We start from the raw sequence: 25,266 nt of genomic DNA, 5'->3' as shown, positions 1-25,266 counted from the left end.
CACTCACATTTCTCACAGTACTGGCAAGCCAATGCTGGTGGAAGCGTACGATGGTGGGCATGTCAGAATTGCAGGCCGTTTTCTGGGACATGGACGGCACCCTGGTGGACACCGAGCCGTACTGGATCGAAGCTGAACACACATTGGTCACCGCCCACGGCGGAACGTGGAGCGAGGAGAAGGCTCAGCATCTGACGGGCCAGGCGTTGCCGTACTCCGCGGCGGTGCTTCAAGGTGCCGGGGTCCAAATGTCCATCGGTGAGATCATTGATCACCTCGTCGCCGAGGTGGTCCAGCGGTGCGCGCAGCGGATACCGTGGCGCCCCGGTGCGCGTGACCTGCTCGAGCAGCTGCACCGCGACCAGGTGCGCAGCGCCATGGTCACGATGAGCTTCCCCCCGCTGGCGCGGGCGGTGGCGGATGCCCTGCCGGCCGGTCACCTGGAGTTCCTGGTCACCGGAGACATGGTGGCGGCCGGGAAACCGGACCCGGAGGCCTATCACCTGGCCTTTGACACGATGGCAGCCGATCACGAAACACTCACCGGTGCCCCGCTGAGCCGCCAGCAGTGCGTAGCTATTGAAGACTCAGTCCCCGGCACTGCCGCCGCGGCAGCCTCCGGGCTGGTGACCGTGGCCGTGCCGCACCTGACCCCGCTGCCGACGTCCGGGCAGTGGCATGTGCTGGAGACGCTTGTCGGGACCGGGCCTGCCGACCTGCAGCAGCTGCTGGTCCGCGAACCTTCTCCGGCCGCAGTATGACCGGGCGCGCACCTATCGGCAAGCACATGCGCACCGGTCTGCTGAGAGCCGGACAGCGTGTGCAGCTGACCGACTACAAAGGCCGGAAGTCCACGATTACCCTCGCCGAGGGTGGTGAATGGCATACCCACCGCGGAGTGCTGCACCACGACCAGCTGATCTCCCAGCCCGAGGGCATCGTCGTCGAGAACAGCGCTGGCTACCGGTACCAGGTGCTGCGCCCGCTGCTGAACGACTACGTGCTCTCGATGCCGCGGGGAGCCACCGTGGTGTACCCGAAAGATTCTGCCCAGATCGTCCAGGTCGCGGACATCTTTCCCGGTGCCCACGTGCTGGAGGCCGGCGTGGGCTCCGGCGCACTGAGCATCTCACTGCTGCGCGCCACCGGTGACGCTGGGTCCCTTCATTCGTACGAACTCCGTGAGGAGTTCGGCGACATCGCACGCAGCAATGTGGAAGCGTTCTTCGGCGAGCCCCACCCTGGATGGCAGATTTTCATCGGTGACGCCGGAGAGAAACCACTGGAGATCGAGCAGCCGGGTGGGGTGGACCGCGTGGTGCTGGACATGCTGGCACCCTGGAACTGCCTCAATGCGGTCCGGACGGTGCTGGCCCCGGGGGGAGTGTGGGTCAGCTACGTCGCGACCGTGACCCAGCTGTCCCGGCTGACCGAGGAGATCAGGCGCAGCGGGGGGTTCACCGAGCCTGAGGCGCATGAGACCATGCTGCGCACCTGGCACCTCGACGGGCTCGCGGTGCGCCCCGACCATCGGATGGTCGCGCACACCGGATTCCTGCTGTCCACGCGACGGCTGGCTGACAATCAGCTGCCCCTGGAGCTGAAGAAGCGCGAGAAGGTCTCCGAACCCGCCGCTGCCGATGTGCAGGCGTGGGCCGGCACCAGCGAGGAGCAGACCTGGGATGAGGAGACTCTCCAGACTCGCGTGGTATCCAAGAAGAAGGCCCGCAAGGCAGCAGCCAGCTCTCTCCAGCACGCCGAGGCAGCCAAGGAGGTTGTGAATGACCAGTGAGACTCCCACCGAGACCGCAGAGCTGCGGGGCAAACTCGAGCAGGCTCACCGGCAGATCGATCACCTGCGGCAGCGCCAGCGGACCCTGGAGCAGCAGCTGCACAGCGCAGGCCGCAGCAATGAACGCCTCACCGGGGCGCTGGAGGCCACCCGCGGTCAGATCGACCAGCTGAAACAAGCACTGGAAGCAGACGGGCAGCCACCCTTCACCTTCGCCACGGTGATCGGCTACCGCGAACAGCGCGAGCGCACCGAAGGACGCGAGATCGAGGCCGCCACTGCGCCCGGCTGCGATGTCCTCCACTCGGGCCGGAAACTGCGCGTCTCAGTCTCTCCGCTGATCCGCCCCGAAGAGCTCACCCCGGGAAGTCAGGTCCTGCTCAACGAGAACTACACCGTGATTGCGGTGCTGGACCCGGAAGGCACCGGCGAGATTGCCCGAGTCAAAGAAATCCTGCCGGACGGCCGGCTGGTAGTGCTCGCCCGGGGGGAGGAGGAACGGGTGGTCAAACTTTCCGCCGCTGCTGCCCGAGCCGAATCTGAGGGGGATAAGCCCGCCCGGGTCGGCGACACCGTGGTGGTGGACCTGCGCACCGGTACAGCGACCGAAGTGGTCCCGCTCTCCGACGTCGAAGATGTAGTGCTGGAAGAGACTCCCGATATCGCCTACCGCGACATCGGAGGGCTCGCCGAACAGATCGAACAGATCCGGGACGCGGTGGAGCTGCCGTTCTTGCACGCTGAGCTCTACCGCGAACACGGGCTGCGCGCCCCCAAAGGCATTCTGCTCTACGGCCCACCCGGCTGCGGCAAGACCATGATCGCCAAAGCCGTGGCCACCTCCCTGGCAGCCGGTGAGGAATCGGGCGCATACTTCCTCAACATCAAAGGTCCCGAGCTGCTCAACAAGTACGTCGGCGAGACCGAGCGGCACATCCGAGTCATCTTCGCCCGGGCCCGCGAGAGGGCCTCGGCGGGCTCACCGGTGGTGGTGTTCTTCGACGAGATGGAGGCGCTGTTCCGCACCCGCGGCACCGGGGTGTCCTCCGACGTCGAGACCACTATCGTGCCCCAGCTGCTGGCTGAGATCGACGGGGTGGAGTCGCTGGAGAACGTCATCGTCATCGGTGCCTCCAACCGGGAAGACATGATCGACCCCGCCATCCTCCGGCCCGGACGGCTGGATGTGAAGATCCGGGTGCAGCGTCCCAGCGCCGACGGGGCCCGGGAGATCCTCCGGATCCACCTGGGTGACTCGGTGCCGCTGCGTGCGGCTCTGATCGAAGGGCACGGAGGGCGTCAGGCGCTGCGTGAGGCGCTGATCGAGGCTACCGTCTCCCAACTCTACCCGGCGCACGCTGGGCTGATGTCTGGAGCGGTGCTGAGCAACATCATTGACCGGACCAAGAAACTGGCCATCAAGGAGTACCTGGCGCAGGCGGAACAGGAACACGTCAAAGGCATCACCCAGCAGCACCTCGACGCCGCTATCCAGCAGGAGCTGGCCGAGCAGCGAGACATGGTCGCCGGGCTGCGCCGCACCTCACTGGAGTCCGGAGCCGCCGCCCCTGCTGGAAACGGTCCGCCAGCGTGAGCGCCCGGCGCCTGATCGGGATGGAGACCGAATACGGTATCCACGCCCCGGCAAACCCCAGAGCCAGCCACGTGAGCCTATCCATCGAGCTGATCAACGCCTACGCCGCCCAGGTGACCGAATCCGGGGGAGCAGTCGCCGGCACAGAGTGGGACTACCAGTCCGAATCCCCCCTGGTGGACGCCAGGGGATGGGTACTGCCCCGGTCCGCAGCGCACCCCACGCAGCTGACCGACACCTCCGAGGCGGTCAGCTACGCCGCAGAGCAGGAACCCGGTGCCGGGGCGGTCCGGGACGCCCTGGGGAACATCTCCGGAGGAGACCCCAGCCCCGCCGACGCAGCGGAGCGGGGCGATCACCCGCCGGGGTCCGCGCACTGGCGCGGGGACTTCTACCGCACCGAGGCCGGCCAGCCGCAGATGCTGATGAACCTCGTACTGGGCAACGGCGCCAGGTTCTATGTGGATCACGCCCACCCTGAATACTCCGCACCCGAGACGGTGGGCCCGAAACGGGCGGTGCTCTACGACGTCGCCGGTGACCTCATCGCCCGCGCGGCCGCCCAGCGGCTGGCACAGGAGCCGGGCGCCCCCGAGATCCGGCTCTACAAGAACAACACCGACAACAAGTCGGTCTCCTACGGGGCACACGAAAACTACCTGGTGCCCCGGACAGTGCCGTTTGACGACATCGTCAACGGGCTGCTTCCGTTCTTCGCCACCCGCCAGGTGATCTGCGGTGCAGGCCGCGTGGGCATCGGCCAGCGCTCCCAGACTGCGGGCTTCCAGATCTCTCAGCGCGCTGACTTCTTCGAAGAGCAGGTGGGTCTGGAGACCACGGTGCGGCGTCCGATCATCAACACCCGCGACGAACCGCACGCCGACTTTGACCGGTGGCGCAGGCTGCACGTCATCATCGGTGACGCCAATATGAGCGAATACTCCGCCTGGCTGCGGGTGGGCAGCACCGCACTGGTCCTCGACCTCATCGAGGCCGGAAGAGCACCCCAGGTGAGGCTCCTCGATCCGGTCCAAGCGTTGAAGGACATCTCTCACGATCCCACCCTGACGTGCACCGTGGCGACCAATCAGGGGCCCATGACCGCTCTTCAGGTGCAGCAGCAGTATCTGGAGGCGGTCTTCGAACACGCCCGTGAAGTCAGCGCAGCCCCTGCACCCGATACCGAGACAGCCGAGCTGGTGGAAGCCTGGGGGGAGGTCCTGTCCGACCTCAGCGAGGACATCACCCTGGCCGCGGACCGGGTCGACTGGGTGGCGAAGTGGCAGCTGCTGCAGTCCTACCGACGCCGGGACGGCCTCAGCTGGGACTCCGCGCAGCTGGGCATGATTGACCTGCAGTATCACGACCTGCGCCCCGAGAAGGGCCTGTACTACCGGCTGGTGCGCGCAGGACGGATGCGCCGGCTCTACACCGACGAGCAGGTCGCCTGGGCGGCAGCACATCCTCCCGAGGAAACCCGCGCCTGGCTGCGCGGACAGCTCATCACCCAATATGCCGAATCCGTGGCCGGTGCCTCCTGGGACCAGATCCTGCTGCGGCCTGACGAGGTCTCCCCGGTGGTGCGGCTGCACTTGAGCAACCCCTTCACCGGCAGCAGAGAGCAGACTGATCAGGTGCTGCAGCAGGCAGCCAATCCCGCGCAGCTGGTGCGTGACCTGCAGAGCATCCTGGGCCAGCGGTAGGATAGTCCCATGCCAGCACAGCCGCAGAAGCAGCCCCACCGGCACGGCGAGGGCGACCAGCCGGACTCCGCAGACGCCGCCGCCCAGGTGCAGGGAAACCCGCAGGCCACCGAACGTGCCGCCGAGCTGGACAGCCTGCTGGATGAGATCGACACGGTGTTGGAGGCCAACGCCGAAGAGTTCGTCAAAGGATTTGTGCAGAAGGGCGGCCAGTAGGGCGTGGACCGTCGTGTCTACGGCGTGGAAACCGAATTCGGACTCACCCACCGCCCCGAGACCGGTAGAGGGCTGCCCCCAGACGAGCTTGCTCGCTACCTGTTCCGTCCCGTAGTCGATTTCGGCCGCAGCTCAAATATTTTCATCCCCAACGGTTCGCGTCTCTATCTCGACGTCGGATCCCACCCTGAATACGCCACCGCCGAATGCGATGACCTGATCGACCTCATCGCCTCGGACCGCGCCGGAGAACGGGTCATGCATGACCTCGCCATGGCGGCCCAGGAACGCATCCACCAGGACGGTTTCACCGGTGCGGTCTACGTGCTGAAGAACAACGTGGACTCCGCCGGGAACTCCTACGGCAGCCACGAGAACTACCTGATACCCCGCACTACCCACTTCCGCCGACTCTCGGGCATCCTGCTTCCCTTCCTGGTGACCAGACAGATCATCGCTGGGGCGGGACGAGTAGTCCAGGAAGACGACACCTACGAAGCGCACTTCGCGTTCTCGCAGCGGGCCGACCACATGTGGGAAGGCATCTCCAGTGCCACCACCCGGTCACGCCCCATCATCAACACCCGCGATGAGCCGCATGCTGACGCGGCCAGCCACCGGCGGCTGCACGTGATCGTCGGCGACTCCAACATGTCGACGACCACGTCTCTGCTGCGCTACGGCTCCACAGATCTGGTGCTGAGGATGATCGAGGCCGGTGTGCCTATCGAAGACTTCGAGCTGGAGAACCCGATCGCAGCCATTCGCGCCATCAGCCACGACATCAGTGGCCAGGCCCGGGTGCGCACCCGCACCGGGGAGCAGGTCACCGCTATCAACATTCAGCGCGAGATTCTGCGCCGGGTCACCCGCTTCGTCTCCGAACGCGGAGCCCACCACAGCCACGTCGACCAGATCCTCGAACTGTGGGATCGGACCCTGCAGGCTGTCGAGACCGGCGAGCACCAGCTGATCGACCAGGAGATTGACTGGGCCATCAAGAAACGGCTGGTCGAAGAGGTCAGCCATCAGCGCCGGTTGGACCTCAACCACCCCCGCCTGCAGCAGATCGATATGGCTTATCACGATGTCCACCCGGACCGGGGGCTGTACCACCTGCTGGTCCGCCGGGGCCGGGCCGCAACCATCGTCTCAGGGGCCCAGGTCACCCACGCCATGACCACACCCCCGCCCACCCGGGCGGCACTGCGCGGGGAGTTCCTCTCCACCGCCCGGGCCTACGGCGCCGAATGCACCGTGGACTGGGTCCACCACAAGCTCACCGACCGGCCGCTGGAGGCCATCATGGTCAAAGACCCGTTCGCCGCGAAGGATCAGCGCGTGGAGGCACTGCTGGACAAGCTCGGCGACCGCAGCAGCGAGCTTCAGGAACGCAGCCTGGAGGAGCGCAGCCGTCAGGGAGCCACGCTCGCGCTGACGGACAAGTACACCCGAGCGCCCGGCACACAGGTGCCGGAGCCCCCACTGATCTGACGAAGCCACCCGGAGATAGTAGAGTTCCACCCGATGCACATCCATGCCAGAGCCCAAGCCCCGCTCGCCCTCTCAGCCGCTGCAGCGCTGCTGCTGACCGCCTGCGCCGATGGTTCCGGCCTCGGCGAATCAGAGGCGCTGTCCGACATCGAGGTCAACCCCACCAGCGAGGGTGAGGCTCCTGAGGTGGTGATCTACGACGACATCGAAGCCGAGGAGAATTCCTCCTACGTCGTCAACGAAGGTGACGGGGAGCAGGTCAACAGCGACGCCCTGATGGACTATCAGCTGAGCATCGTCGACCCCTCCACCGGAGAAATCCAGCAGAGTTCCCATGACGACCCGGTTGAGCCCTTCCTGGCGCTGCCGGCGCTGGCCGCCTCAGATTTCGAGGTCGAGCAGTTCTTCGCTGAGGGGCTCAGCGCCGAGGGTGTCACCGTCGGCGCGGATGTCGCCTTCTATCTGGTGCCCGACCCTGAGCAGGGCATCGCGGAGCCGGCCATCTACCTGTTCGAGGTGCTCGGCCAGACCCCGGCTCACGCAGACGGTGAGGAGCAGGAGCAGTCCGGAGATCTGCCGCAGATCGACTCCGAGATCGGCGCCGTCCCAGAGCTGGACGATCACGATGAGGACGCTGAAGCCCCCAGTGAGCTCAGCAGCGAAGTGCTGATCGCCGGAGAAGGCGAGGAGGTTGCGGACGACGACTACGTGTTCGTCCAGTACCGCGGGTGGCGCTGGGAGGACGGCGAGGAGTTCGACACCTCGTGGAACACCGACGCCGAAGACGACGGCGATGACGCCGGCTCAGCAGAACCCGGCACTGCCGGCGAGCCCTTCGGCTTCTCCCTCACCGGAGGGGTGATCGATGGGTGGCTTGAGGGCATCCCGGGACACCGTGTGGGAGACCGGGTCCTGCTGGTCATCCCGGAGGACCAGGCATACGGCGAAACCACCAATGACGACGGCACCACCGAGGGCGGGCAGCCCGGAGGTGCGCTGATCTTCGTGGTCGACATCGCCCGAACAATCGACAACGAGTCGATGGAGCAGCTCCAGGGGGGCCAAACCGGACAGCCTGAACAGGGCGAGGCCCCCCAACTTGAGCTCAGCGACGAGGATCGTGAACGGCTGGAGGAGCTGGCAGCCGAGACCGGCATGACCGCTGAAGAGCTCGAAGGCCTCGCTATGCAGTTCGGCGTCACCTCCATCGAAGAGCTGGAGACGATGTTCGAGCAGCTGCCTGAGGATGAGGATGAGAACGACGACGCCCCTGAGGCCGACGACACCGACGACGAGGATGAGTGACATGTCATTCGGACAGCGCAGCTATGACCGTACCCGACCCGAGGTGGACTTCCCCGGGGAGACCCCGCCGGAGGAACTGGTCATAGAGGAGCTGATCCCCGGCTCCGGTCCGGAGGTGGTGCCCGGCGACCACATCTCCTGCCACTATGTGGGGGTCTCCTGGGCCTCGGGTGAGGAGTTCGACGCCTCATGGAACCGCGGGACGCCACTGGACTTCACCGCCGGCATCAGTCAGGTCATCCAAGGCTGGGACCAGGGGCTGATCGGCATGAAGGAGGGCGCACGACGCCGCCTGGAGATACCGCCGCACCTGGCCTACGGCGAGGCCGGTGCCGGAGGAGCGATCGGACCCAATGAGACGCTGATCTTCGTGGTCGATCTCGTGAAGGTCCAGAAGGCCGACTGACGCCGCAGCGACAATGCAGTGGCATGAGGAGAATCTTGCGGAGGATGCACCGCAGACAGCAACGGCCGAAGACGGAGTGGTCCGCGCCCTGTCCCTGGCCAACGCCCTGCTCAACCGCCCCGGCGGTCTGACCCGGGAGCAGATTTTCGACAAGATCGAACTCTACCGCGAACGCCGCGACGAGCGAGACCGGCTCACCGGCGCTCAGCGCCAGCGGGCTGACGCCGCATTGGAAAAACTCTTCACCCACGACAAAGACCACCTCCGACACTGCGGCATCGACCTCATTGAGCCCACCGCAGATGAGGACTACCGCTACCGGATCAGCCGGAGCCAGTACGGACTTCCGGACCTGGACCTGACTGCCGCAGAGCGTTCGGCCCTGTACCAGGCTCAGCTGCAGTTCGCCCAGCACACCATTGCTGGACTCCCGCATGCCGTGTGGGCTGTTGATCCGCACGCCTCCGAGCCTGCGCCCCCGGGCGCCCCGCAGGTCACCCAGGCGTCTATCGGCTCCGCCGAAGAGGTGGACCATCTGCTGGAGATCGCGCGGATCGGTCTGCGTACCCCGATCACCTTCCGCTACACAGCCCGGGGCCGGGCCCAAGCCGAAACCCGGCGGGCCGTGCCGCTGGGCACCGGCGCCCGAGGGCACTGGTACCTGCTGGCCCATGACTTGGACCGGAAGGCCCAACGCCTCTACCGGCTGGACCGGGTCTCCGGGACTATCAGCACGCTTCCGCCCTCTTCTCTGGGTGAGGACGAGGCCGCCACCGTGGAGCAGATCGCGCGCGCAGAGCGCTACGAAGACCTCGATGTGGCCGCGGAACTGGACCGCGGCGTCGAAGGCTTCACCGGACACCAGGTGCTGGAAGGAGCGCTGCGGGCGCACCAGGGCGAGGCCCCCCGGACGCTGCCGAAACTCACGCGTGTCACTCCTGGGCGGCGCAAGGATGACGCGGCCGCCAAGACCGAGCGGGTCATCAATATGATCGCGCTGCTGCTGGCCCGGGGCGCAGTCCAGCCCAGCGAACTGATGGAGAAGTACTCCCTGAGTCCCGCCCAGCTGCTCCGGGATCTGCTCAGCATCAGCCTCGTCACCACAGACCAGTACCCGGACACACTCGACGTGCAGCCGTTTCCTCCTCTCAACGATGAGGAGTTTGTCACCCGGTACCTGGCCGCGGATGAGCCCATCGTGCTGCGATCCACGGGCGGCGGTGCGCTGGACAAGCCGGTCTCGCTGACTAAGCCCGGGGCGCTGGGGCTGCTGATCGCCCTGCAGAGCCTCATCGAGCTCGGCTTGCCCGAGGATGAGCACATCGCTGCGGCAGCTGAGAGTCTGCGCACGAAGGTCCTGGCGATTGTCCCGGCGACGCTGGCCCAGACTGCGGCGTCGATGTCCCTGGGACCCGGGGCCGGCGACCGGGCCGCGCTGAAAGAGGCCCAGCAGGCCATCATCGCCAGCCACCCGGTGGACCTGTGTTACACCGATATCTCCGATCGCCGGACCACCCGGGTGGTCGACCCCGTCCAGGTGGTCCACCAGGGACCGCACGTGTACCTGCGTGCCTGGTGCCGCCGGGCGCAGGGCGAACGGTTCTTCCGCCTGGATCGGATCACTGACCTTCGGCCGCTGCCCCATGAGCAGCAGAGTGAGCAGGGCGCGCAGCTGCGCGAAACCGGCAGCAGCACCCCATCAGCACCGGCCGATGCGGCGATCCCTGTGGTGCTGCGGTTCTCGCCCAGCGCCGCTGGGCAATCCGTCTTATTCAGCCCGGTGAGGCAGCAGACCGACAAGACCAGCGGAGCCCGAATCATCTCCACCTCCTTCGTGACCGAGGAGGCAGTGATCGGCACCTGCCTGCGGGCCGGCGGGGACATTGAGGTCATTCGTCCGGGGGGACTGCGCCAGGCCGTAGCGGCGCGGGCGCTGGAGCTGGTGGAGCGCTCCCGGCCCTAGGTGATGCGGCTGCCGCGCCAGCGCGGCTACACTTGAGGGGTTCAAAGAAAGGACTTGATGATGAACATTGCTGGGTGGCAGTGGTTAATTCTGCTGCTGATTCTCTTGCTGCTCTTCGGGGCGACCAAGCTGCCGAAGCTGGCGAGGTCCCTGGGAGAGTCGGCCCGGATCTTCAAGTCTGAGGTCAGGACGACGCAGGACGAGGACCGGGACGCCTCGGCAGAAGACCCGGAGCGCAAAGCGGTGGAGGGAAAAGTGATCGACCCCACGGCCGACGTGGACAAGAACCGCGAACGCCGCGACCACGCCTGAGACTGTGATGACCCTGGCCGAACGGCAGCGACCGGCCGGCAGAGGCCCCCGGAAGCGACGGCGGGACCCTGAGGGGCGGATGCCCCTTCGCGAACACCTGCGGGAGCTGCGCCGCCGGCTGCTGATCGCGGCTGCAGGAGTCCTTCTGGGCGCAGTCGCCGGTTTCTTCCTCTACGAATGGCTCGTCGCCGCGCTGCAGCAGCCGGTAGTGGAGCACAGCAACAACGACGACGGGCGCCTGACGGCATTAGCATTCAATGCTGTGGGACAGCCACTGGACCTGCTGATCAGGCTCTCCCTGTTCGTGGGAGTGGTGATCTCCTCCCCAGTGTGGCTCTATCAGATCTGGGCATTCATCATGCCCGGGTTGCAGAAGCGCGAGAAGCGGTACGCCATCGCGTTCATCGCAGCCAGTGTCCCGCTGTTCTTGGCCGGGATAGGGACCGCCTACACTCTCTTGCCGCGGGCCATCCAGTTCTTCTTCTCGCTCAATCCTGAGGGCACCTCGAACATCATCGCCCCGGATGTGTACTTCACCTTTGTGCTGCACCTGTTCCTGGCCTGCGGGATCGCGATGGTGATCCCTGTCATCTTGGTGGGACTGAACATGATGGGCCTCGTGACCGGCCAGCAGATTCTGCGGTCATGGCGAGGGGTGGTCATGCTCATCGCGGTGATGTCCGCCCTGGCCGCCCCCGGGGGAGAAGCTGTAAGCATGTTCTTCATCATGATCCCCCTGACCCTGCTGTTCGCCCTGGCAATCGGGCTCTGCCTGCTCCACGACAAACGCAAAGCCAAGCGGGAGGCAGCCGCTCAAGCCTGACGGGTAATGGCGACTTTCACTCCGAGGCTAGTGTCCGGACCGCCGCCGGAGAGGATCCCCTTGAAGGGGGTCACATCCGCGTAGTCCCGGCCCCGGGCCACCAGAATGTGGTGATCGCCGGCGGGCTTGTGGTTGGTGGGGTCCCAGGAGTGCCACCGCCCGTCCCACCACTCCAGCCAGGCGTGAGACTGCCCGGCGACGGTCTCTCCGATCTCCGCCTCCGGGTTGGGGTGAACGTAGCCGGAGACGTACCGAGCTGGGATGCTGACCGCCCGCAGGGCCCCGATGACCACGTGTGACAAGTCCTGGCACACGCCGCGGCGTTCGGAGAAGGAGGTCTCGGCGTTGTAGTGCACCGCAGTGGTGCCGGGCTGATACTCCATCTCCTCGCGCAACCAGGCCAGAATGGCCCGCGCCGTCTCATGCGGGGACTTTCCCGCAGCAAGACCGTGAGCGGCCCCGGCAAGAGACTCGCCGGGCTCAGAAAGGCGGGACTGGGGAAGGAAGTCGCTGAACTCCTCGACATTTTCTTCGCTGGTCAGCTCATCCCAGTCGAGAAGGTCTTCGGGGGCGTGCTGCTTCTCCGTGCGGTGGACCTCCACCAGTGCCTGTGAGGTGACTGTCAGCCGCTCGTGGCGGGAGTGCAGGTCAAAGGTGTGCACCTTGGCACCCCAGTAGTCCCGGTAATGCGATAACGCGGTGGTGTGCGGCGAGATCTTCAGATCGGTCTCCAACACCACCTGGGCGGCGTCGGTCTGCGGCGTCACGCGTGCTTCGTTGTAGGAGACTGTCACCGGCGCCCCGTAACGGTAGTCAGTGGTGTGGACCACGTGCAGCCGCGTCATATGTGCTCTCCTGTCCAGGCCTGCTCGGCCGCTTGCGCGAAGTACTTCGACGTAATGGCGTTCGACGCACCTGAGCACGCAGCGCGGACCCGCTCCAGGTGTTCGGGAAGCTCTGCGAGCAGGTCGTGAGAGTGGTGGTACTCCAAGAACGTGCAGGCCTGGCCGACCAACCGCCGCGCCGAATCCATCTTCCCGGTACGGCTGTACTCCGGGTCCAGCGCGATGAGCGCTTGTTCCACCTGCCGCAGCGAGGACACCACCGACCGGGGGAAGAGCCGATCCAGCAGCAGGAACTCCACGGCGTAGGTATCGCCGAAGGCGGCCCGGCGGCTGCGCAGAAAGGACTCATACGCGCCTGCGCAGCGCAGCATGTTTGCCCAGGAGAGACGGAAGGCCTCCTCATCACCAGTGGCGAGCATGCGCGCGGTCATATCCGCCCGCTCCAGAGACCTCCCCAGCGCGAGGAACTGCCAGGAGTCGTCACGGCTCATCGTAGAGTCGGCCATGCCCTGCACCGTGGCGGTGCGCTCAATGACCCAGGTGCAGAACCGGTAGGTGCCCACCACGTCGCGCCGGTGACTGGTGAGACCGTTCCACGTGGCGTTGAGCGACTCCCACACGGGGGCGGAGACCGTTTCCCGGGCACGACGGGCATTCTCCCGGGCCGCGGAGAGCGAGCCGGCAATGGAGTTGGGCTGCCGGAGGTCGAAAGCCATCCGGGTGACCAGCTGCTGCAGACCGGGAGGTGAGTCGTCGTCGCTGGTGTCAACTCCCATCACCGACATGAGATTCGCCGAGACAGTGCGCTGCTCCGCCAGCGGCAGCTGATTCAACCGCTCCAGGTGCACATCCAGGATGCGCGCGGTGCCGTCGGCGCGCTCCACATACCGACCGATCCAGAACAGTGATTCGGCAATCCGGCTCAGCATGGGGCTCCCCCTTGGTTCTGCTGCTGCTGCTGCTCATCATAGGCGTCTGAGGAGCTGGCGTCAGTGTGGAAGGCCGAGGGCCAGACTCGCTGGGTGGCGCGCCGGCCGCGTCGAGTGCTCCACGGCACTGCGGTGGAGACCTCACCGGTCTCGGCACCGTCCTGATCGACGACCCAGGTGTCCTTGGAGCCGCCGCCCTGGGAGGAATTGACCACCAGGGATCCTTCGGTCAGGGCGACCCGGGTCAGCCCGCCGGGAAGCACCCACACGTCCTCGCCGTCGTTGATGGCGAAGGGCCGCAGGTCCACGTGCCGCGGGCCGAATGTGTCGTCTGCCAGGGTGGGCACCGTGGAGAGCTGCAGCACCGGCTGGGCGATCCACCCGCGGGGGTCAGCGAGCACCTTCTGCCGCAGCGCTTCGAGCTCCTCCCGGCTGGCGGCGGGGCCGATCACCAGCCCTTTGCCCCCGGAGCCGTCCACCGGCTTGACCACGAGCTCAGCCAACCGGTCCATGACCTCTTCGCGAGCCTCAGGCTCCTCCAGCCGGAAAGTGTCCACATTGGGGATCAATGGCTCTTCGTTGAGGTAGTAGCGGATGATGTCCGGCACGTAGGTGTAGACGAGCTTGTCATCAGCGACGCCGTTGCCCACCGCATTGGCGATGGTGACGTTGCCCGCGCGGGCGGCGTTGACAATACCGGGCACCCCGAGCATGGAGTCTGCACGGAACTGCAGCGGGTCCAGGAAGTCGTCGTCGAGCCGCTTGTAGATGACATCCACCCGCTGCTCGCCCTCGGTGGTCCGCATGTAGACCCGGTTGGCGCGGCAGACCAGGTCTCGGCCCTCGACCAGCTCCACACCCATCATTCCTGCCAGCAGCGTGTGTTCGAAGTACGCGGAGTTGTACACCCCCGGTGTCAGCACCACCACGGTGGGGTCGTCGACACCTTCGGGAGCGGTGCGGCGCAGCGCGGAGAGCAGCCGCCGCGGGTACTCCTCCACCGGCCGGATAGCCGCGCCGGAGAAGGCCTCCGGAAGTCCTTTGGCGATCGCCCGCCGGTTCTCCAACACATAGGAGACGCCGGAGGGGACACGGACGTTGTCTTCGAGCACGCGGAAGGTGCCGGTATCGTCACGGACGAGGTCGATGCCCGAGATGTGCACCCTCACGCTGCCGGGAGTGGTGAAGCCATGAACCTCGCGGTGGAAGTGGGCGCTGGTGGTGATCAGCGACCGCGGCATGACGCCGTCGCGGACAATCTCCATCCGGTCATAGACATCATTGAGGAACATCTCCAGGGCCCTCACCCGCTGTGCGACGCCGGCGGAGATGCCGTTCCACTCCTCACCGGGAATGATCCGCGGAACAATGTCCAACGGCCAGGCCCGTTCCTCTCCGGCGAAGTCAAAGGTCACGCCGCGGTCGAGGAAGGTGCGCGCCATCGTCTCTGCCCGGGCCGAGACATCCGGGACGGTCAGCGATTGGAGCACGTCATTGACCCCAGAGTATTCGGAGCGCAGCTGACCCTCGGGCGTGAACATTTCGTCGAATGCCGTGGAGCGCTGCATGGCCTTCGGATACTCAGCGAAGAGATCTGACATTTTCCTACTCTCCTCTGCGGGTCTGTTTGAATAACACTATGTCAGAAATTGCCAATCTCACCCGGCGCCAGGCCGCTTTCCGCTCATCTTGTCTGAAAGTCTCCTCCTACGCGGTGCACATTGACGTCTCCGCAGCACAGCAGGAAGGTGCTCTGCGCTACCCCGTGAGCTGCCGCATTGAGCTCGACTATGACCCCGCTGCGGCGGAGGCAGGTGCGGAGGTGCCGTTTCTCGACTACTTGGGTGACTCAGTCGATTCTCTGAAGGTCAACGGGAGGGCACATGATGTGCATCGGGCGGCCACCGGTGCCGGGATCCGGCTTCATGGTCTGGCGGCAGGCGCCAACGTGGTGGAGATTGAGTCACGATCACGGTACTCCAGGTCAGGGGAGGGGCTGCACCGGTTTGTCGACCCCAGCGACGGTGCGGTCTATCTGTATACCCAATACGAGCCGGCCGACTGCCGCCGTGTCTTCCCGGTCTTCGACCAGCCGGACATCAAATCACGGTTTCGCTTCTCAGTCACCGGACCGGAGTCCTGGCAGTTGCGCTCCAACGCCGCCGAGGTCGCTCGGCATCAGGTGGGTCCCGGGGTGGTGCGGGTCGACTTCGCCCAGACGGAGTTGATGAGCTCGTACGTCACGGCTCTGCTGGCTGGGCCGTATCACATGGTCACTGATCACTGGCGTGGCGCAGGCCCCGAGGGGCTCAGCATTGACCTGGGCGTGCTGTGCCGGGCTTCCATGGCCGAGCATCTGGACGCGAAGGAGATCCTGAAGATCACCAAACAGGGACTGGACTTCTTCCACCGTGAGTTCGCCTACCCCTATCCCTGGGGGAAGTACGATCAGGTGTTCGTCCCCGAGTACAACCTGGGCGCCATGGAGAATCCCGGTCTGGTGACCTTCACCGAGAAGTATGTCTTCGATACCGGCGCCACCGAGGCGCAGCACGAGACACGAGCCAACACGATCCTGCATGAAATGGCGCATATGTGGTTCGGCGATCTGGTGACCATGACGTGGTGGGACGACCTGTGGCTGAAGGAGTCCTTCGCCGACTACATGGGTTCCTACGCCGTCGACGCCGCCACAGACTTCACCACCGCCTGGGTGGCCTTCGCCAGCTCGCGCAAAGCTTGGGCCTACGTGCAGGACCAACTTCCCACGACCCATCCCATAGTCGCTGACATCCCCGACCTCGAAGCCGCCGACCAGAATTTCGACGGCATCACCTACGCCAAAGGGGCCAGCGTGCTGAAGCAGTTGGCCGCCTACGCCGGCGCCGAAGCCTTCCGGGCGGCCGCTCGGCAGTACTTCCAGCGCTTCGCCTTCGGCAATGCCAAGCTCGAGGACTTCCTGGAGGTGTTGGAGGAAGCCACCGGCAAAGATATGCGCAGCTGGTCGGCGGCCTGGCTGCAGACCTCCGGAATCCCGGTGCTCAGCGCGCCGGTGGACGAGACTGGAATGGTGCAGGTGCGCCAGGCCGGTACTGATCCCACCACCGGGGCACCGATCAGCCGCCCGCATGTGGTGCGGGTCGGCCTCTTCACGCTCGATGGCACCGGCGTGCTCACCCGCGCGCAGTCACTGCCGGCCGAGATCGACCCCACCGCCGAGTCAGGCTTGACCCCGGTGACCGGACTGCAGCTGCCGGCTGCTGAGACACCGCGGGTCGTCCTGCCCAACGACGACGACCTCACCTATGCCAAAGTCGTCCTGGATGCAGACTCCATCGATGCGGCCCTGACCTACCCGCTGGGTGATCCGCTGGCCCGCGCTACGGTCTGGGCCTCGCTGTGGTCCATGGTCCGGGACGGGCTGCTCGCGGCCGACCGCTTCGTGGAAGCGGTGCTGCGGCTCGGGCTGCAGATCCCCGAAGTCTCCGTGGTGCAGTCCCTGCTGCGTCAGGCCAATCAGGCCTGTGAGCTCTACACCCCAGCGTCGTCACAGGAGGACCTGGAACGACGCTTCGCTGCCGGACTTGCCGGGTTCATCGCTGCGGCGCAGCCGGGAGACGCCCGGCTTGCGGCGAGACGCACCCTGGCTTCACTCTCGCGACGTCACCCCAGCCAGCTCGACTCACTGCAGGCGGCGCTGGAGACGGAGCAGGACGAGGAGCTGCGCTGGGCGTTCCTTCAAGCGCTGGCCGCACACGGACGGATCAGCGCAACAGATCTGGACGCAGAAATCGCCCGGCGCACCACCGCCCGGGGCAAGATCGGTCACCGATTGGCAATGGCGGCGCGCCCGGACCCACAGGTGAAGCAGGCCGCACTGGAACAGGCCATTGCGGGAACTGATGCGGACGGCGTCGAACTGTCCAATGACCACCTCACCGCGACCGTCGAGGGTTTCCGCGCAGACCCGCACAGCCGCGCACTCGGGTACGAACCCCAGTACTTCGATGCGCTGACCGATGTGTGGGAGCGGATGTCCCAGGGTCAGGCCACGCGGGTGATCCGCGGACTCTTTCCCGGAGTCCAGCGCCTTCAGCCCGGTCAGGAGCCGGCCGAGCACCTCATCGCGCAGCTGACCCAGCAGTGGCTGGAGCAGAACCGCTCAGCTCCGGCTGCTCTTCGGCGAATCGTGCTGGAGGAGGAAGACCACCTGCTGCGCTCGCTGCGAGCACAACAGGCGGCCATGGGATGAGGTGAGCTGACCCTAGGGTCGCTTGGCAGCGGCGCGCTGGCGCTCCAGCAGCGTCTTCTCCTCCACGGGGGCCGCAGAGGAAGCCCGCAGCGCGCGGTAATGCTCAATGGCCTCGTGCTGACGTTCGGCCTCAGCGCCGGAGGCCACCTCCATGCGCACATGCTCGGGTCCGTAGCCGAAGGAGTCGACGATGTCCTGGGCGTGGGGGCGCAGCCGGGCCACCAGCCGATTGATGTAGGGCGATAGAGTCCGAGCGCGCTGGGCTGAGATCCGCCCATTGACCAGATACCAGTCGAGCGTCTCCTCGATGGTGGTCAGCGCGTAGACATCGCGCAGCCACGTCAGGACCTGACGGGTCCCTGCATCCTGGACACTCTCCAGCCCCTCAGTGAACGCTTCCCACAGCAGCAGTTCCGCGTGCGCTTTGGCGGTATTGATGATCTCGTACTGATGGTCGTTGAACACCTTAGCCTGCTGCGCAGACGGGAGTTTGGCGACCGGACGCAGCTGGGCTGCCACATCCGCCACCATCTGGCGGACCCGGTCAGCCAGCAGATCGTGCTGGACCGCAGTCTGCTTGAACCAGTTGGCGCTGCGCCGCTCATTGCCGGTGTCCCGCACCCCCTGCAGCGCGCGGCGCAGACCGAAACGGTGCATGATCCGGTCACCGGCCTGATTGGCCACATAGCTGGCCAGCGCCCCCACATCAGCGTTCTTGAACTCGGCGGCATAGTCAGCCAGCAGCCGCTTGGCCACCAGCTGGAGAAGGACATTGTTGTCCCCTTCGAACGTGACATAGACATCCAGATCAGCCCGCAGCGAGGTAAAGCGGTTAGCCGAGATGAAGCCGGCACCACCGCAAGCCTCTCGAGCTTCCTGGAGCATATCCAGACCGTGCCAGGTGGCCACGGGTTTCACAGCCGCAGCCAGAGTCTCCAGTTCCTGACGGTTCTCATCAGAGTCGTCGGCACCGGAGAACACTTCGTCGAGCTTGCCCAACAGTTTCTCCTGCGCGAAGCTCAGCGCCACCGTCTTAGCCAGGCGCGGAATCAGCCGGCGCTGGTGGAGCTGGTAGTCCAGCAGCACCTCTTCCTCTGTGCTGGAGGCGGCGTGGAACTGCCGCCGCTGATTGCCGTAGGTCACCGCGCCGATCAAGGCGAGCTTCGAGGCGGCAACTGCCGCGCCGGAGAGCGAGACCCGGCCCTGCACCAGAGTGCCGAGCATAGTGAAGAAGCGCCGTCCGGGGGAGGTGATGGGGGAGGTGTAGGTCCCATCCGCTGCCACATCCCCGTACCGGTTGAGCAGGTGAGTGCGGGGTACGCGCACCTGGTCGAAGCTGAGCTGGCCATTGTCCACACCGTTGAGGCCACCCTTATGGCCGTCGTCGTTGATAGTGATACCCGGAAGCGGACTGCCCGACTCGTCGCGGATCTGCATGTAGAAACAGTGCACACCGTGGTTGACCCCGCGGGTGATCAGCTGCGCGAAGACCACCGCAGCGGTGGCGTGCAGCGCAGCGTTGCCCAAGTACCGCTTGGTGGCGGCGGTGAAGGGGGTATGAATGAGGAACTCTTCGGTCTCGGGATCGTATGTGGCTGTGGTGCCCAGTGCGGCCACATCGGAGCCGTGGCCGAACTCAGTCATCGCGTAGGCCCCCGGAACGGACAAGTCCATGATGCCGGGCAGCCACTGCTGCTGGTGCTCCCGCGAACCCAGGTGCAGCACCGCAGCGCCGAAGAGCCCCCATTGGACTCCAGCCTTGATCTGCAGCGAGGGATCAGCAGTCACCAGCTCCTCAAAGGCGGCAATATTAGCGCCGTTGTCATTGTCTCCGCCGAACTCTTCGGGGAAGGCGCGATGAACCGCTTTGGCCTCCACCAGCGCATGACACTGTTTGAACGTGCGCTCGCGCTGATCCTCTTTGGTCTGGTTCTCCACCTTGTGAAAGACCGGATCCTTCAACACCTCCCGAGCAGTCCGGCGGGTCTCGGCCCAGCGGCCCAGCAGGAGCTCCTCCAGGTGAGCGGTGTCCACCGCGGCAGTGTCGATGGGGCCGGTGGTGACGTCTTCATGTGCGCCCATGGTGAACTCCTCAGGTATTCGGGGATAGTGACAGCCAGCACGTCAAGTCTAAGATACTGCTCAGTAACTTCGCCAGTCGTCCTGACCACGACTCCCTGCGACCGTCGCCGTCAATCCTGGATTCCGTGGTCGCCCTGGTACTGGGCGGGCATAGGAGGCTGCCACCCGGTCAGCGCTGTGTCCTCCACGGCGTACACCTCAATAGCTAGGGGATGACAGTGCTCCAGCTGTTCCTCGGCACTGGCGGCCTCGGGGCCCCACATATCCACTGACAGATCCCCACCCGGGCACGTGGACAGTGCACAGAGCAGGTCGACCTCAGCGAAAAACTCGAAGTAGTCCGTGGGCTTTGCCGGACAGGCCGCCATGAAGTACTGATATTTGTTGTTCAGTCCGGCCAGCTGGAAAACGTTGAGGACATCGTGGACGTCGGCCTCTGTCAATCCGAAAGGCTGGACGGCACGGGTCAGGTTGGAATGACAGTGGTAGTCGAAGTCGAGGCCGGTGAGCATGCGATTGACGTATGGGTCGCAACGGGTGCCCAGAAGGTCGTGAATCACGGCGGCGTCGGGATGCTCCGCCAGGGTGTCGGCTACCACGGTGGCTAACGGTCGCAGGTGCGGAAGCGTGGACCAGAAACGGTCATAGGTGCTCATGGAGGATCTCTGCAGCTGGCGCGTTCGCGCAGCCCAGAATCTTTCCCGGGGATCGTGGAGGTTCCACAGATTCAGGTCCCCCACCTGGGGGCCATCCACCTGGCTTATGCGTACGACGTGCCCAGCCGGTACCTCCCATGCGTGCCCTGATCGCACAGGAATGTCGAACTTCTTGACCAAGCGGCGCTCGGCTGCAGCGATGCGATCATAGAGCTGGCGGTCGGGGTCGAGTGCTCCTCCTGGTAATGAGCGGTAGGCCGCTGCCTGGGTATACATGAGGTGTCTCCTGAGTGGTAGTCGGTCCGGTAGGTTGGGGGTGCCGTGGCCCGCGGTGGCTCTCGGAGCAGCTGGTTCTGCGCGCGTTCCTGCGTCTCACCAATGTATCGGCAGTTGAATCCGCTCCGGCAGTCGACGCCGGCCTGCTCGAGCCAGGTGCCGCCTTCAGCAACGGGGGCGCGACAGACAAGGAGAGGCCATGTCCGAACAGGTCCACCATCCGTTGTTTGCTCGACTCTGGCCCCGGGTCGCCCGCCAGCTCGACCGGTCCGGAGGCACGGACCACCGCCGTGAACTCGTGGCCGGCCTCGAAGGACGGGTGATCGAGATCGGTGCCGGCGAGGGCAGCAACTTCGCTCACTACCCCACGACGGTGACTGACGTCCTCGCCGTGGAGCCCGAGGCGCACCTCCGCCGGTTGGCCGAGCAACGGGCCGCCCGGCTGGACGGCCGAATCCGCGTCGTGGACGGAGTTGCCGAACGGCTGCCCGCCGAGAGCGACTCGTTCGACGCCGCGGTCGTCTCACTGGTGCTGTGCTCGGTACGTGACCAGCCGGCTGCGCTGGAGGAGATCCGGCGGGTGCTCCGTCCCGGTGGACGCCTGCGGTTCTTCGAACACGTCGCCGCACCGCCTGCTACGGCGCACCGATGGCTGCAGCAGCTGCTTGACTCGACCCTCTGGCCGCAGGTCGCCGGCGGCTGCCACACCGGTCGCGACACGCTGGCGAACATTCGGCGCTCGGGCCTGAGGCTGACCCAGCTCGAACGGCTGCGATTTCCTGCCACGCGGCTGCCGGTGCCTACCTCGCCACACATTCGGGGCGAGGCCCTCGTGTGAGCACCCCCTGCGAACCCAGCCACGTTCGTAGCCGCGACAATGCGCTCGTCCTGCCCCACTGACACCAGGGGAATCGGCTCCATATCGCCGGGGCATCGAGAGGTGCTGGTCCCGAAGGTCAAGGGTTGGAATGGGGTTGCAGGTACACTAAGATACTGACGAGTAATATTGGCGATCCCTCAGGAGCAGACCATGGCAGCAACACCGCGCGACGCCGTCATCATCGGTGGTAATCGCATCCCCTTCGCTCGTGCCCACGGCGCCTATGCGAATGCCTCGAACCAAGACATGCTGACCTCCGCACTCAAAGGTCTGGTGGCTCGCTTCGGCCTGCAGGGCGAACAGCTCGGAGCAGTGGCGGCAGGTGCCGTGCTGAAGCACTCGAAGAACTTCAACCTGGTCCGCGAATCAGCGCTCGGCACCCCCCTGGATCCCCGGACACCGGCCTATGACGTGCAGATGGCCTGCGCCACCGGCACCGAAGCCATTGGCTCGCTGGCCAATAAGATCAAGCTGGGTCAGGTCGATTCGGCGATCGGCGGGGGAGTCGACTCCATCTCTGATGCTCCTATCGTGGTCAGTGATGCCCTGCGCGCCATCCTGATGGAGGCCACGCGAGCCAAGAGCACCGGGCAGCGGCTGAGGGCACTGGCGAAGATCCGGCCCGGGCACCTAGCTCCCCGAGCCCCCGGCACAGGGGAGCCGCGGACCGGGCTGTCCATGGGGGAGCATATGGCCATTACTGCAGACAAATGGGGAATCACGCGCCAGGAACAGGACGAACTGGCCGTCGCTTCACACCGGAACCTGGCCGCGGCGTACCAGGACGGGTTCTTCGACGACCTCATCTCGCCCTTCAACGGGCTCAGCGCCGATAACAATATGCGGGCTGACTCCAGCCTCGAGAAGCTCACCAAACTGTCCCCGGTGTTCGGCAAGGACCTGGGGGCCAACGCCACGATGACCGCAGCCAACTCCACCCCGCTGACAGATGGAGCCTCAGCGGTGCTGCTGGGGTCAGAGGAGTGGGCCGATGCCCACGACCTGCCCAAGCTGGCCAATTTTGTGGACTATGAGCACAGTGCAGTCGACTTCGTCGATGGCGCCGAGGGCCTCCTGATGGCCCCCACCTATGCCGCAGCTCGTATGCTCCAGCGCAATGGGCTCACGTTCGAGGACTTTGAGTACTTTGAGATCCACGAGGCGTTTGCCTCCACGGTGCTGGCTCAGATGAAGGCGTGGGAGTCCGAGGACTTCTGCCGGACGACACTGGGACTGGACCGACCGCTGGGCAGCATTGACCGCAGCAGGCTCAACGTCAATGGGTCGTCACTTGCCGCCGGCCATCCTTTTGCCGCGACCGGCGGTCGAATCGTGGCCACGCTGGCGAAGCTGCTGCACGGGAAACCGGGAAAACTGGGTTTCATCTCGGTTTGCGCGGCCGGGGGCCAGGGCATCACTGCAATCATCGAAGGACGGTGAGCTTCCCATGGCTCAGGACACCTACACCGAATTCGCCACTACCGGCGTGGGGAAGAAGCTAACCAAGGCGCTCGGACTTCCGCAGCCAGCAAAGCTGCGCCGTTACCGGCCCGGGGCCCCGCTGATACACGGCCCGGTGGTGCTGATCGGCTCCACCGAAGCCTCCGATGCCCTGGCTCGTCACCTGCTGAGTTGGGGGCTCGACGTGCGCCGGCACGTCGGTCCCAAGGAGCAGGTCGCCGCAGTGGTCGCCATGTTCGACGCAGTCTCCACCCCAGCGGACCTCAGTGAGACAGTCCTGGCAGTCGGGGGGTTGCTGAAGCAGCTGAAATCCTGCGCCCGGGTCGTCACTGTCTTTCGCGATCCCGCGCAGAGTCAGCTCCCGGCGGAGCGGGCCGCCCGTAAGGGCGTGGAGGGTCTGACTCGCTCGCTGGCCCACGAAATGCGGGCCGGCGGCACCGCCAACGGGGTGATGCTGGATGCTGGTGTGGACGTGGCAGCACCGTCAGCGGCCGGGGCGTTGCGGTTCCTACTCTCAGGACGCTCCGCGTTCGTCTCCGGACAGTTCATCACCGTCGGCTCTGACCACGGCATGCTGCCGACTGACTGGGAGGCTCCATTGCAGGGCCAGACAGCGGTGGTCACCGGTGCCGCCCGCGGGATCGGGGCGGCAATCGCCCGGACACTGCACCGTGATGGGGCCCAGGTGATCTTAGTGGACGTGCCGGCAGCAGGCGAACAGCTGGCCGAGGTCACCAACGAGGTCGGCGGCACCGCGCTGCAATTGGACATCACTCGCGACGACGCGGGGGAGCGAATTCTCCAGCATGCGCAGCAGTACTACGGCCGGTTGGACATTGTGGTGCACAATGCTGGCATTACCCGCGACAAGCTCCTGGCCAATATGGATGCCGCCCGCTGGGACTCCGTCATCGCGGTCAATATTGAGTCGCAGCTGCGGATGAATCGCGCATTGCTGGACTCCGAACTGTTCAGCCGCCCCGAGGGAAGGGTGGGACCGCGTATCGTCTCCCTGGCCTCAACATCTGGGATCGCGGGAAACCGCGGTCAGTCGAACTATGCGGCCTCCAAGGCCGGTGTGATCGGAATGGTCGCGGCCTCCTCCGCGGAGCTTCAGGCTCGGCACGGGACCATCAACGCCGTCGCTCCCGGTTTCATCGAGACCGAGATGACCGCGAAGATGCCCTTCGCCACCCGAGAGGTCGCGCGGCGGCTGAATTCACTGAGTCAGGGAGGCCGACCCGAGGACGTCGCTGAGACTGTGGCCTACCTGGCCTCTCCGGCGGCGGCCGGTACGTCCGGAATGACGCTGCGGGTCTGCGGTCAGAACCTGGTGGGAGCGTGAGATTTCATGAATGACCCAATCCCCATACCGCTGCCGAAGCTGGGACGTCTCTACCGGAAGGCGGCGCTGAACGCCGTGAGGTCACGCCTGTCCTCAGGCGGCAGCCTCAAAGCGCTGCCGGACCGGCCACTGCTCACCGAGCACCCCGGCATCACCGAGGAACAGGCGGAGCAGTATCGATTGCTGCTCGAGGGAGAGCCTTTCGACGGCACACACCGGCAGGCGCTGCCCTCTGTCCTGTTGCACATCGCGGGGTTCCCGGTGCAGATGGCGCTGTTGTCTCGGTCCGACTTCCCGCTGCCCCTGGTCGGGATGGTTCACCTGTCGAACCAGGTGACACACCACCACCCAGTGCCGGCGCGCACCCCGGTACAAATATTGGCTCGGGTCGAAAACTTTGCCCCGCACCGGAGAGGGACACAGGTGGACCTCGTCCTGGAGATGTACCCCGCTGGCATTGATATTCAGCAGACCGGGAGCGCGGATCTGCTGTACACCTCGACGTCCTGTTACCTGGGACTGGGCACCTATCTGTACGCGAAGACCGAGTCCACCTCCGGGCCCCGGGAGGAGTTCACACCGCCCCAGAAGACAGGGCTGTGGACTCTCGGTGCGGACGTCGGCCGGAGGTATGCGTCCATCTCCGGAGACTTCAACCCCTTGCACTTGAGCGGGCTGGCCGGGAAGGCGCTCGGCCAGAAGGGCGCCATCGTGCACGGCATGTACCTGGCCGCCCGCATGCTCGAAGGACGGGAACCGGAGGGTGCCGGACACCGCTGGAGCATCAGTTTCGAGGCGCCGGTGACTCTGCCGGGCAAAGTCGCCTTCTGCGCGGCACCGGGGGTGAACAAGACACAGCACTTTGTGGGGTGGAATCCCCGGACTGGGCGCAGACACTTCACCGGCGAACTGAACATCCCGTAGCCGCGTGG

At 65.6% G+C, this 25,266-nt stretch carries 21 protein-coding genes; 16 read left to right on the top strand and 5 right to left on the bottom strand.

Annotated elements, in window-relative coordinates:
• The first annotated feature begins 59 nt into the window (after positions 1–59).
• The 11 genes from FEF27_RS10640 to tatC are packed head-to-tail and all read left to right on the top strand — an operon-like array spanning position 60 to position 11,608.
• Positions 60–761, top strand: coding sequence for an HAD family hydrolase (locus tag FEF27_RS10640; RefSeq protein WP_243729204.1), 702 nt, complete (start codon positions 60–62; stop codon positions 759–761).
• A complete protein-coding gene (locus FEF27_RS10635; protein ID WP_138170840.1) occupies positions 758–1,792 on the top strand; it encodes a tRNA (adenine-N1)-methyltransferase in 1,035 nt (344 codons plus the stop codon). Before FEF27_RS10640 ends, FEF27_RS10635 begins: the two co-directional genes overlap by 4 nt.
• Positions 1,782–3,386 carry a proteasome ATPase gene (arc, locus tag FEF27_RS10630; RefSeq protein ID WP_138170839.1) on the top strand — a complete coding sequence of 535 codons (1,605 nt, stop codon included), beginning with the start codon at positions 1,782–1,784 and terminating at the stop codon, positions 3,384–3,386. Before FEF27_RS10635 ends, arc begins: the two co-directional genes overlap by 11 nt.
• The gene (gene dop, locus FEF27_RS10625) at positions 3,383–5,089 is read left to right on the top strand and encodes a depupylase/deamidase Dop (protein ID WP_243729203.1); all 1,707 of its coding nucleotides are present in this window, start codon (positions 3,383–3,385) and stop codon (positions 5,087–5,089) included. Before arc ends, dop begins: the two co-directional genes overlap by 4 nt.
• A gap of 9 nt (positions 5,090–5,098) precedes the next feature.
• On the top strand, positions 5,099–5,305 hold the full coding sequence (locus FEF27_RS10620; protein ID WP_138170838.1) for a ubiquitin-like protein Pup: 207 nt from the start codon (positions 5,099–5,101) through the stop codon (positions 5,303–5,305).
• Positions 5,306–5,308: 3 nt separating this feature from the next.
• Positions 5,309–6,799 carry a Pup--protein ligase gene (pafA, locus tag FEF27_RS10615; protein WP_138170837.1) on the top strand — a complete coding sequence of 497 codons (1,491 nt, stop codon included), beginning with the start codon at positions 5,309–5,311 and terminating at the stop codon, positions 6,797–6,799.
• 33 nt (positions 6,800–6,832) lie between these two features.
• Positions 6,833–8,104, top strand: a complete 1,272-nt coding sequence (locus tag FEF27_RS10610; protein WP_138170836.1) for an FKBP-type peptidyl-prolyl cis-trans isomerase — start codon at positions 6,833–6,835, stop codon at positions 8,102–8,104.
• 1 nt (position 8,105) lies between these two features.
• Positions 8,106–8,510, top strand: a complete 405-nt coding sequence (locus tag FEF27_RS10605; protein WP_138170835.1) for an FKBP-type peptidyl-prolyl cis-trans isomerase — start codon at positions 8,106–8,108, stop codon at positions 8,508–8,510.
• A 13-nt stretch (positions 8,511–8,523) separates the two neighbouring features.
• Positions 8,524–10,473 carry a helix-turn-helix transcriptional regulator gene (locus FEF27_RS10600; protein WP_138170834.1) on the top strand — a complete coding sequence of 650 codons (1,950 nt, stop codon included), beginning with the start codon at positions 8,524–8,526 and terminating at the stop codon, positions 10,471–10,473.
• A 57-nt stretch (positions 10,474–10,530) separates the two neighbouring features.
• Positions 10,531–10,785, top strand: a complete 255-nt coding sequence (tatA, locus tag FEF27_RS10595) for a Sec-independent protein translocase subunit TatA (protein ID WP_138170833.1) — start codon at positions 10,531–10,533, stop codon at positions 10,783–10,785.
• Between the two features lie 7 nt (positions 10,786–10,792).
• A complete protein-coding gene (tatC, locus tag FEF27_RS10590) occupies positions 10,793–11,608 on the top strand; it encodes a twin-arginine translocase subunit TatC (protein WP_138170832.1) in 816 nt (271 codons plus the stop codon).
• On the opposite strand, the gene FEF27_RS10585 is transcribed toward tatC, so the two are convergent.
• Genes FEF27_RS10585 through FEF27_RS10575 form a run of 3 tightly spaced genes read right to left on the bottom strand, consistent with a single transcriptional unit; the run spans position 11,599 to position 14,983 of the window.
• Positions 11,599–12,453, bottom strand: coding sequence for a transglutaminase family protein (locus tag FEF27_RS10585; protein WP_138170831.1), 855 nt, complete (start codon positions 12,451–12,453; stop codon positions 11,599–11,601). The genes tatC and FEF27_RS10585 overlap by 10 nt on opposite strands.
• Positions 12,450–13,382: an alpha-E domain-containing protein gene (locus FEF27_RS10580; RefSeq protein ID WP_138170830.1), complete on the bottom strand. Its 933-nt coding sequence runs from the start codon at positions 13,380–13,382 to the stop codon at positions 12,450–12,452. Before FEF27_RS10580 ends, FEF27_RS10585 begins: the two co-directional genes overlap by 4 nt.
• Positions 13,376–14,983 (bottom strand): circularly permuted type 2 ATP-grasp protein, encoded by a 1,608-nt coding sequence (locus FEF27_RS10575; protein WP_138170829.1) that lies wholly within the window; start codon positions 14,981–14,983, stop codon positions 13,376–13,378. The genes FEF27_RS10580 and FEF27_RS10575 overlap by 7 nt, the downstream gene beginning before the upstream one ends.
• A gap of 38 nt (positions 14,984–15,021) precedes the next feature.
• Here FEF27_RS10575 and pepN point away from each other — a divergent pair, with 38 nt between their 5' ends.
• Entirely contained in the window at positions 15,022–17,634 is a 2,613-nt protein-coding gene (pepN, locus tag FEF27_RS10570) for an aminopeptidase N (RefSeq protein WP_138170828.1), read from the top strand.
• A gap of 12 nt (positions 17,635–17,646) precedes the next feature.
• Here pepN and FEF27_RS10565 read toward each other — a convergent pair whose 3' ends face one another.
• Entirely contained in the window at positions 17,647–19,716 is a 2,070-nt protein-coding gene (locus tag FEF27_RS10565) for an acyl-CoA dehydrogenase family protein (protein ID WP_138170827.1), read from the bottom strand.
• Positions 19,717–19,826: 110 nt separating this feature from the next.
• Complete coding sequence (locus tag FEF27_RS10560; protein ID WP_138170826.1) at positions 19,827–20,648, bottom strand: urea carboxylase-associated family protein; 822 nt, start codon at positions 20,646–20,648, stop codon at positions 19,827–19,829.
• Between the two features lie 199 nt (positions 20,649–20,847).
• Between FEF27_RS10560 and FEF27_RS10555 the strand changes: the two genes are divergently transcribed.
• The 4 genes from FEF27_RS10555 (at position 20,848) to FEF27_RS10540 (ending at position 25,258) form a co-directional block, all read left to right on the top strand.
• Positions 20,848–21,486 (top strand): class I SAM-dependent methyltransferase, encoded by a 639-nt coding sequence (locus FEF27_RS10555; protein ID WP_138170825.1) that lies wholly within the window; start codon positions 20,848–20,850, stop codon positions 21,484–21,486.
• Between the two features lie 192 nt (positions 21,487–21,678).
• On the top strand, positions 21,679–22,968 hold the full coding sequence (locus FEF27_RS10550) for an acetyl-CoA C-acetyltransferase (RefSeq protein ID WP_138170824.1): 1,290 nt from the start codon (positions 21,679–21,681) through the stop codon (positions 22,966–22,968).
• Positions 22,969–22,975: 7 nt separating this feature from the next.
• Positions 22,976–24,334 carry a 3-oxoacyl-ACP reductase gene (locus tag FEF27_RS10545; RefSeq protein WP_138170823.1) on the top strand — a complete coding sequence of 453 codons (1,359 nt, stop codon included), beginning with the start codon at positions 22,976–22,978 and terminating at the stop codon, positions 24,332–24,334.
• A 6-nt stretch (positions 24,335–24,340) separates the two neighbouring features.
• Positions 24,341–25,258: a MaoC family dehydratase gene (locus tag FEF27_RS10540; RefSeq protein WP_138170822.1), complete on the top strand. Its 918-nt coding sequence runs from the start codon at positions 24,341–24,343 to the stop codon at positions 25,256–25,258.
• Positions 25,259–25,266 lie beyond the last annotated feature (8 nt).

The organism is Nesterenkonia sphaerica, from assembly GCF_005771565.1.
Classification (GTDB): domain Bacteria; phylum Actinomycetota; class Actinomycetes; order Actinomycetales; family Micrococcaceae; genus Nesterenkonia; species Nesterenkonia sphaerica.
This window is presented reverse-complemented; position numbering and strand designations above follow the sequence as displayed.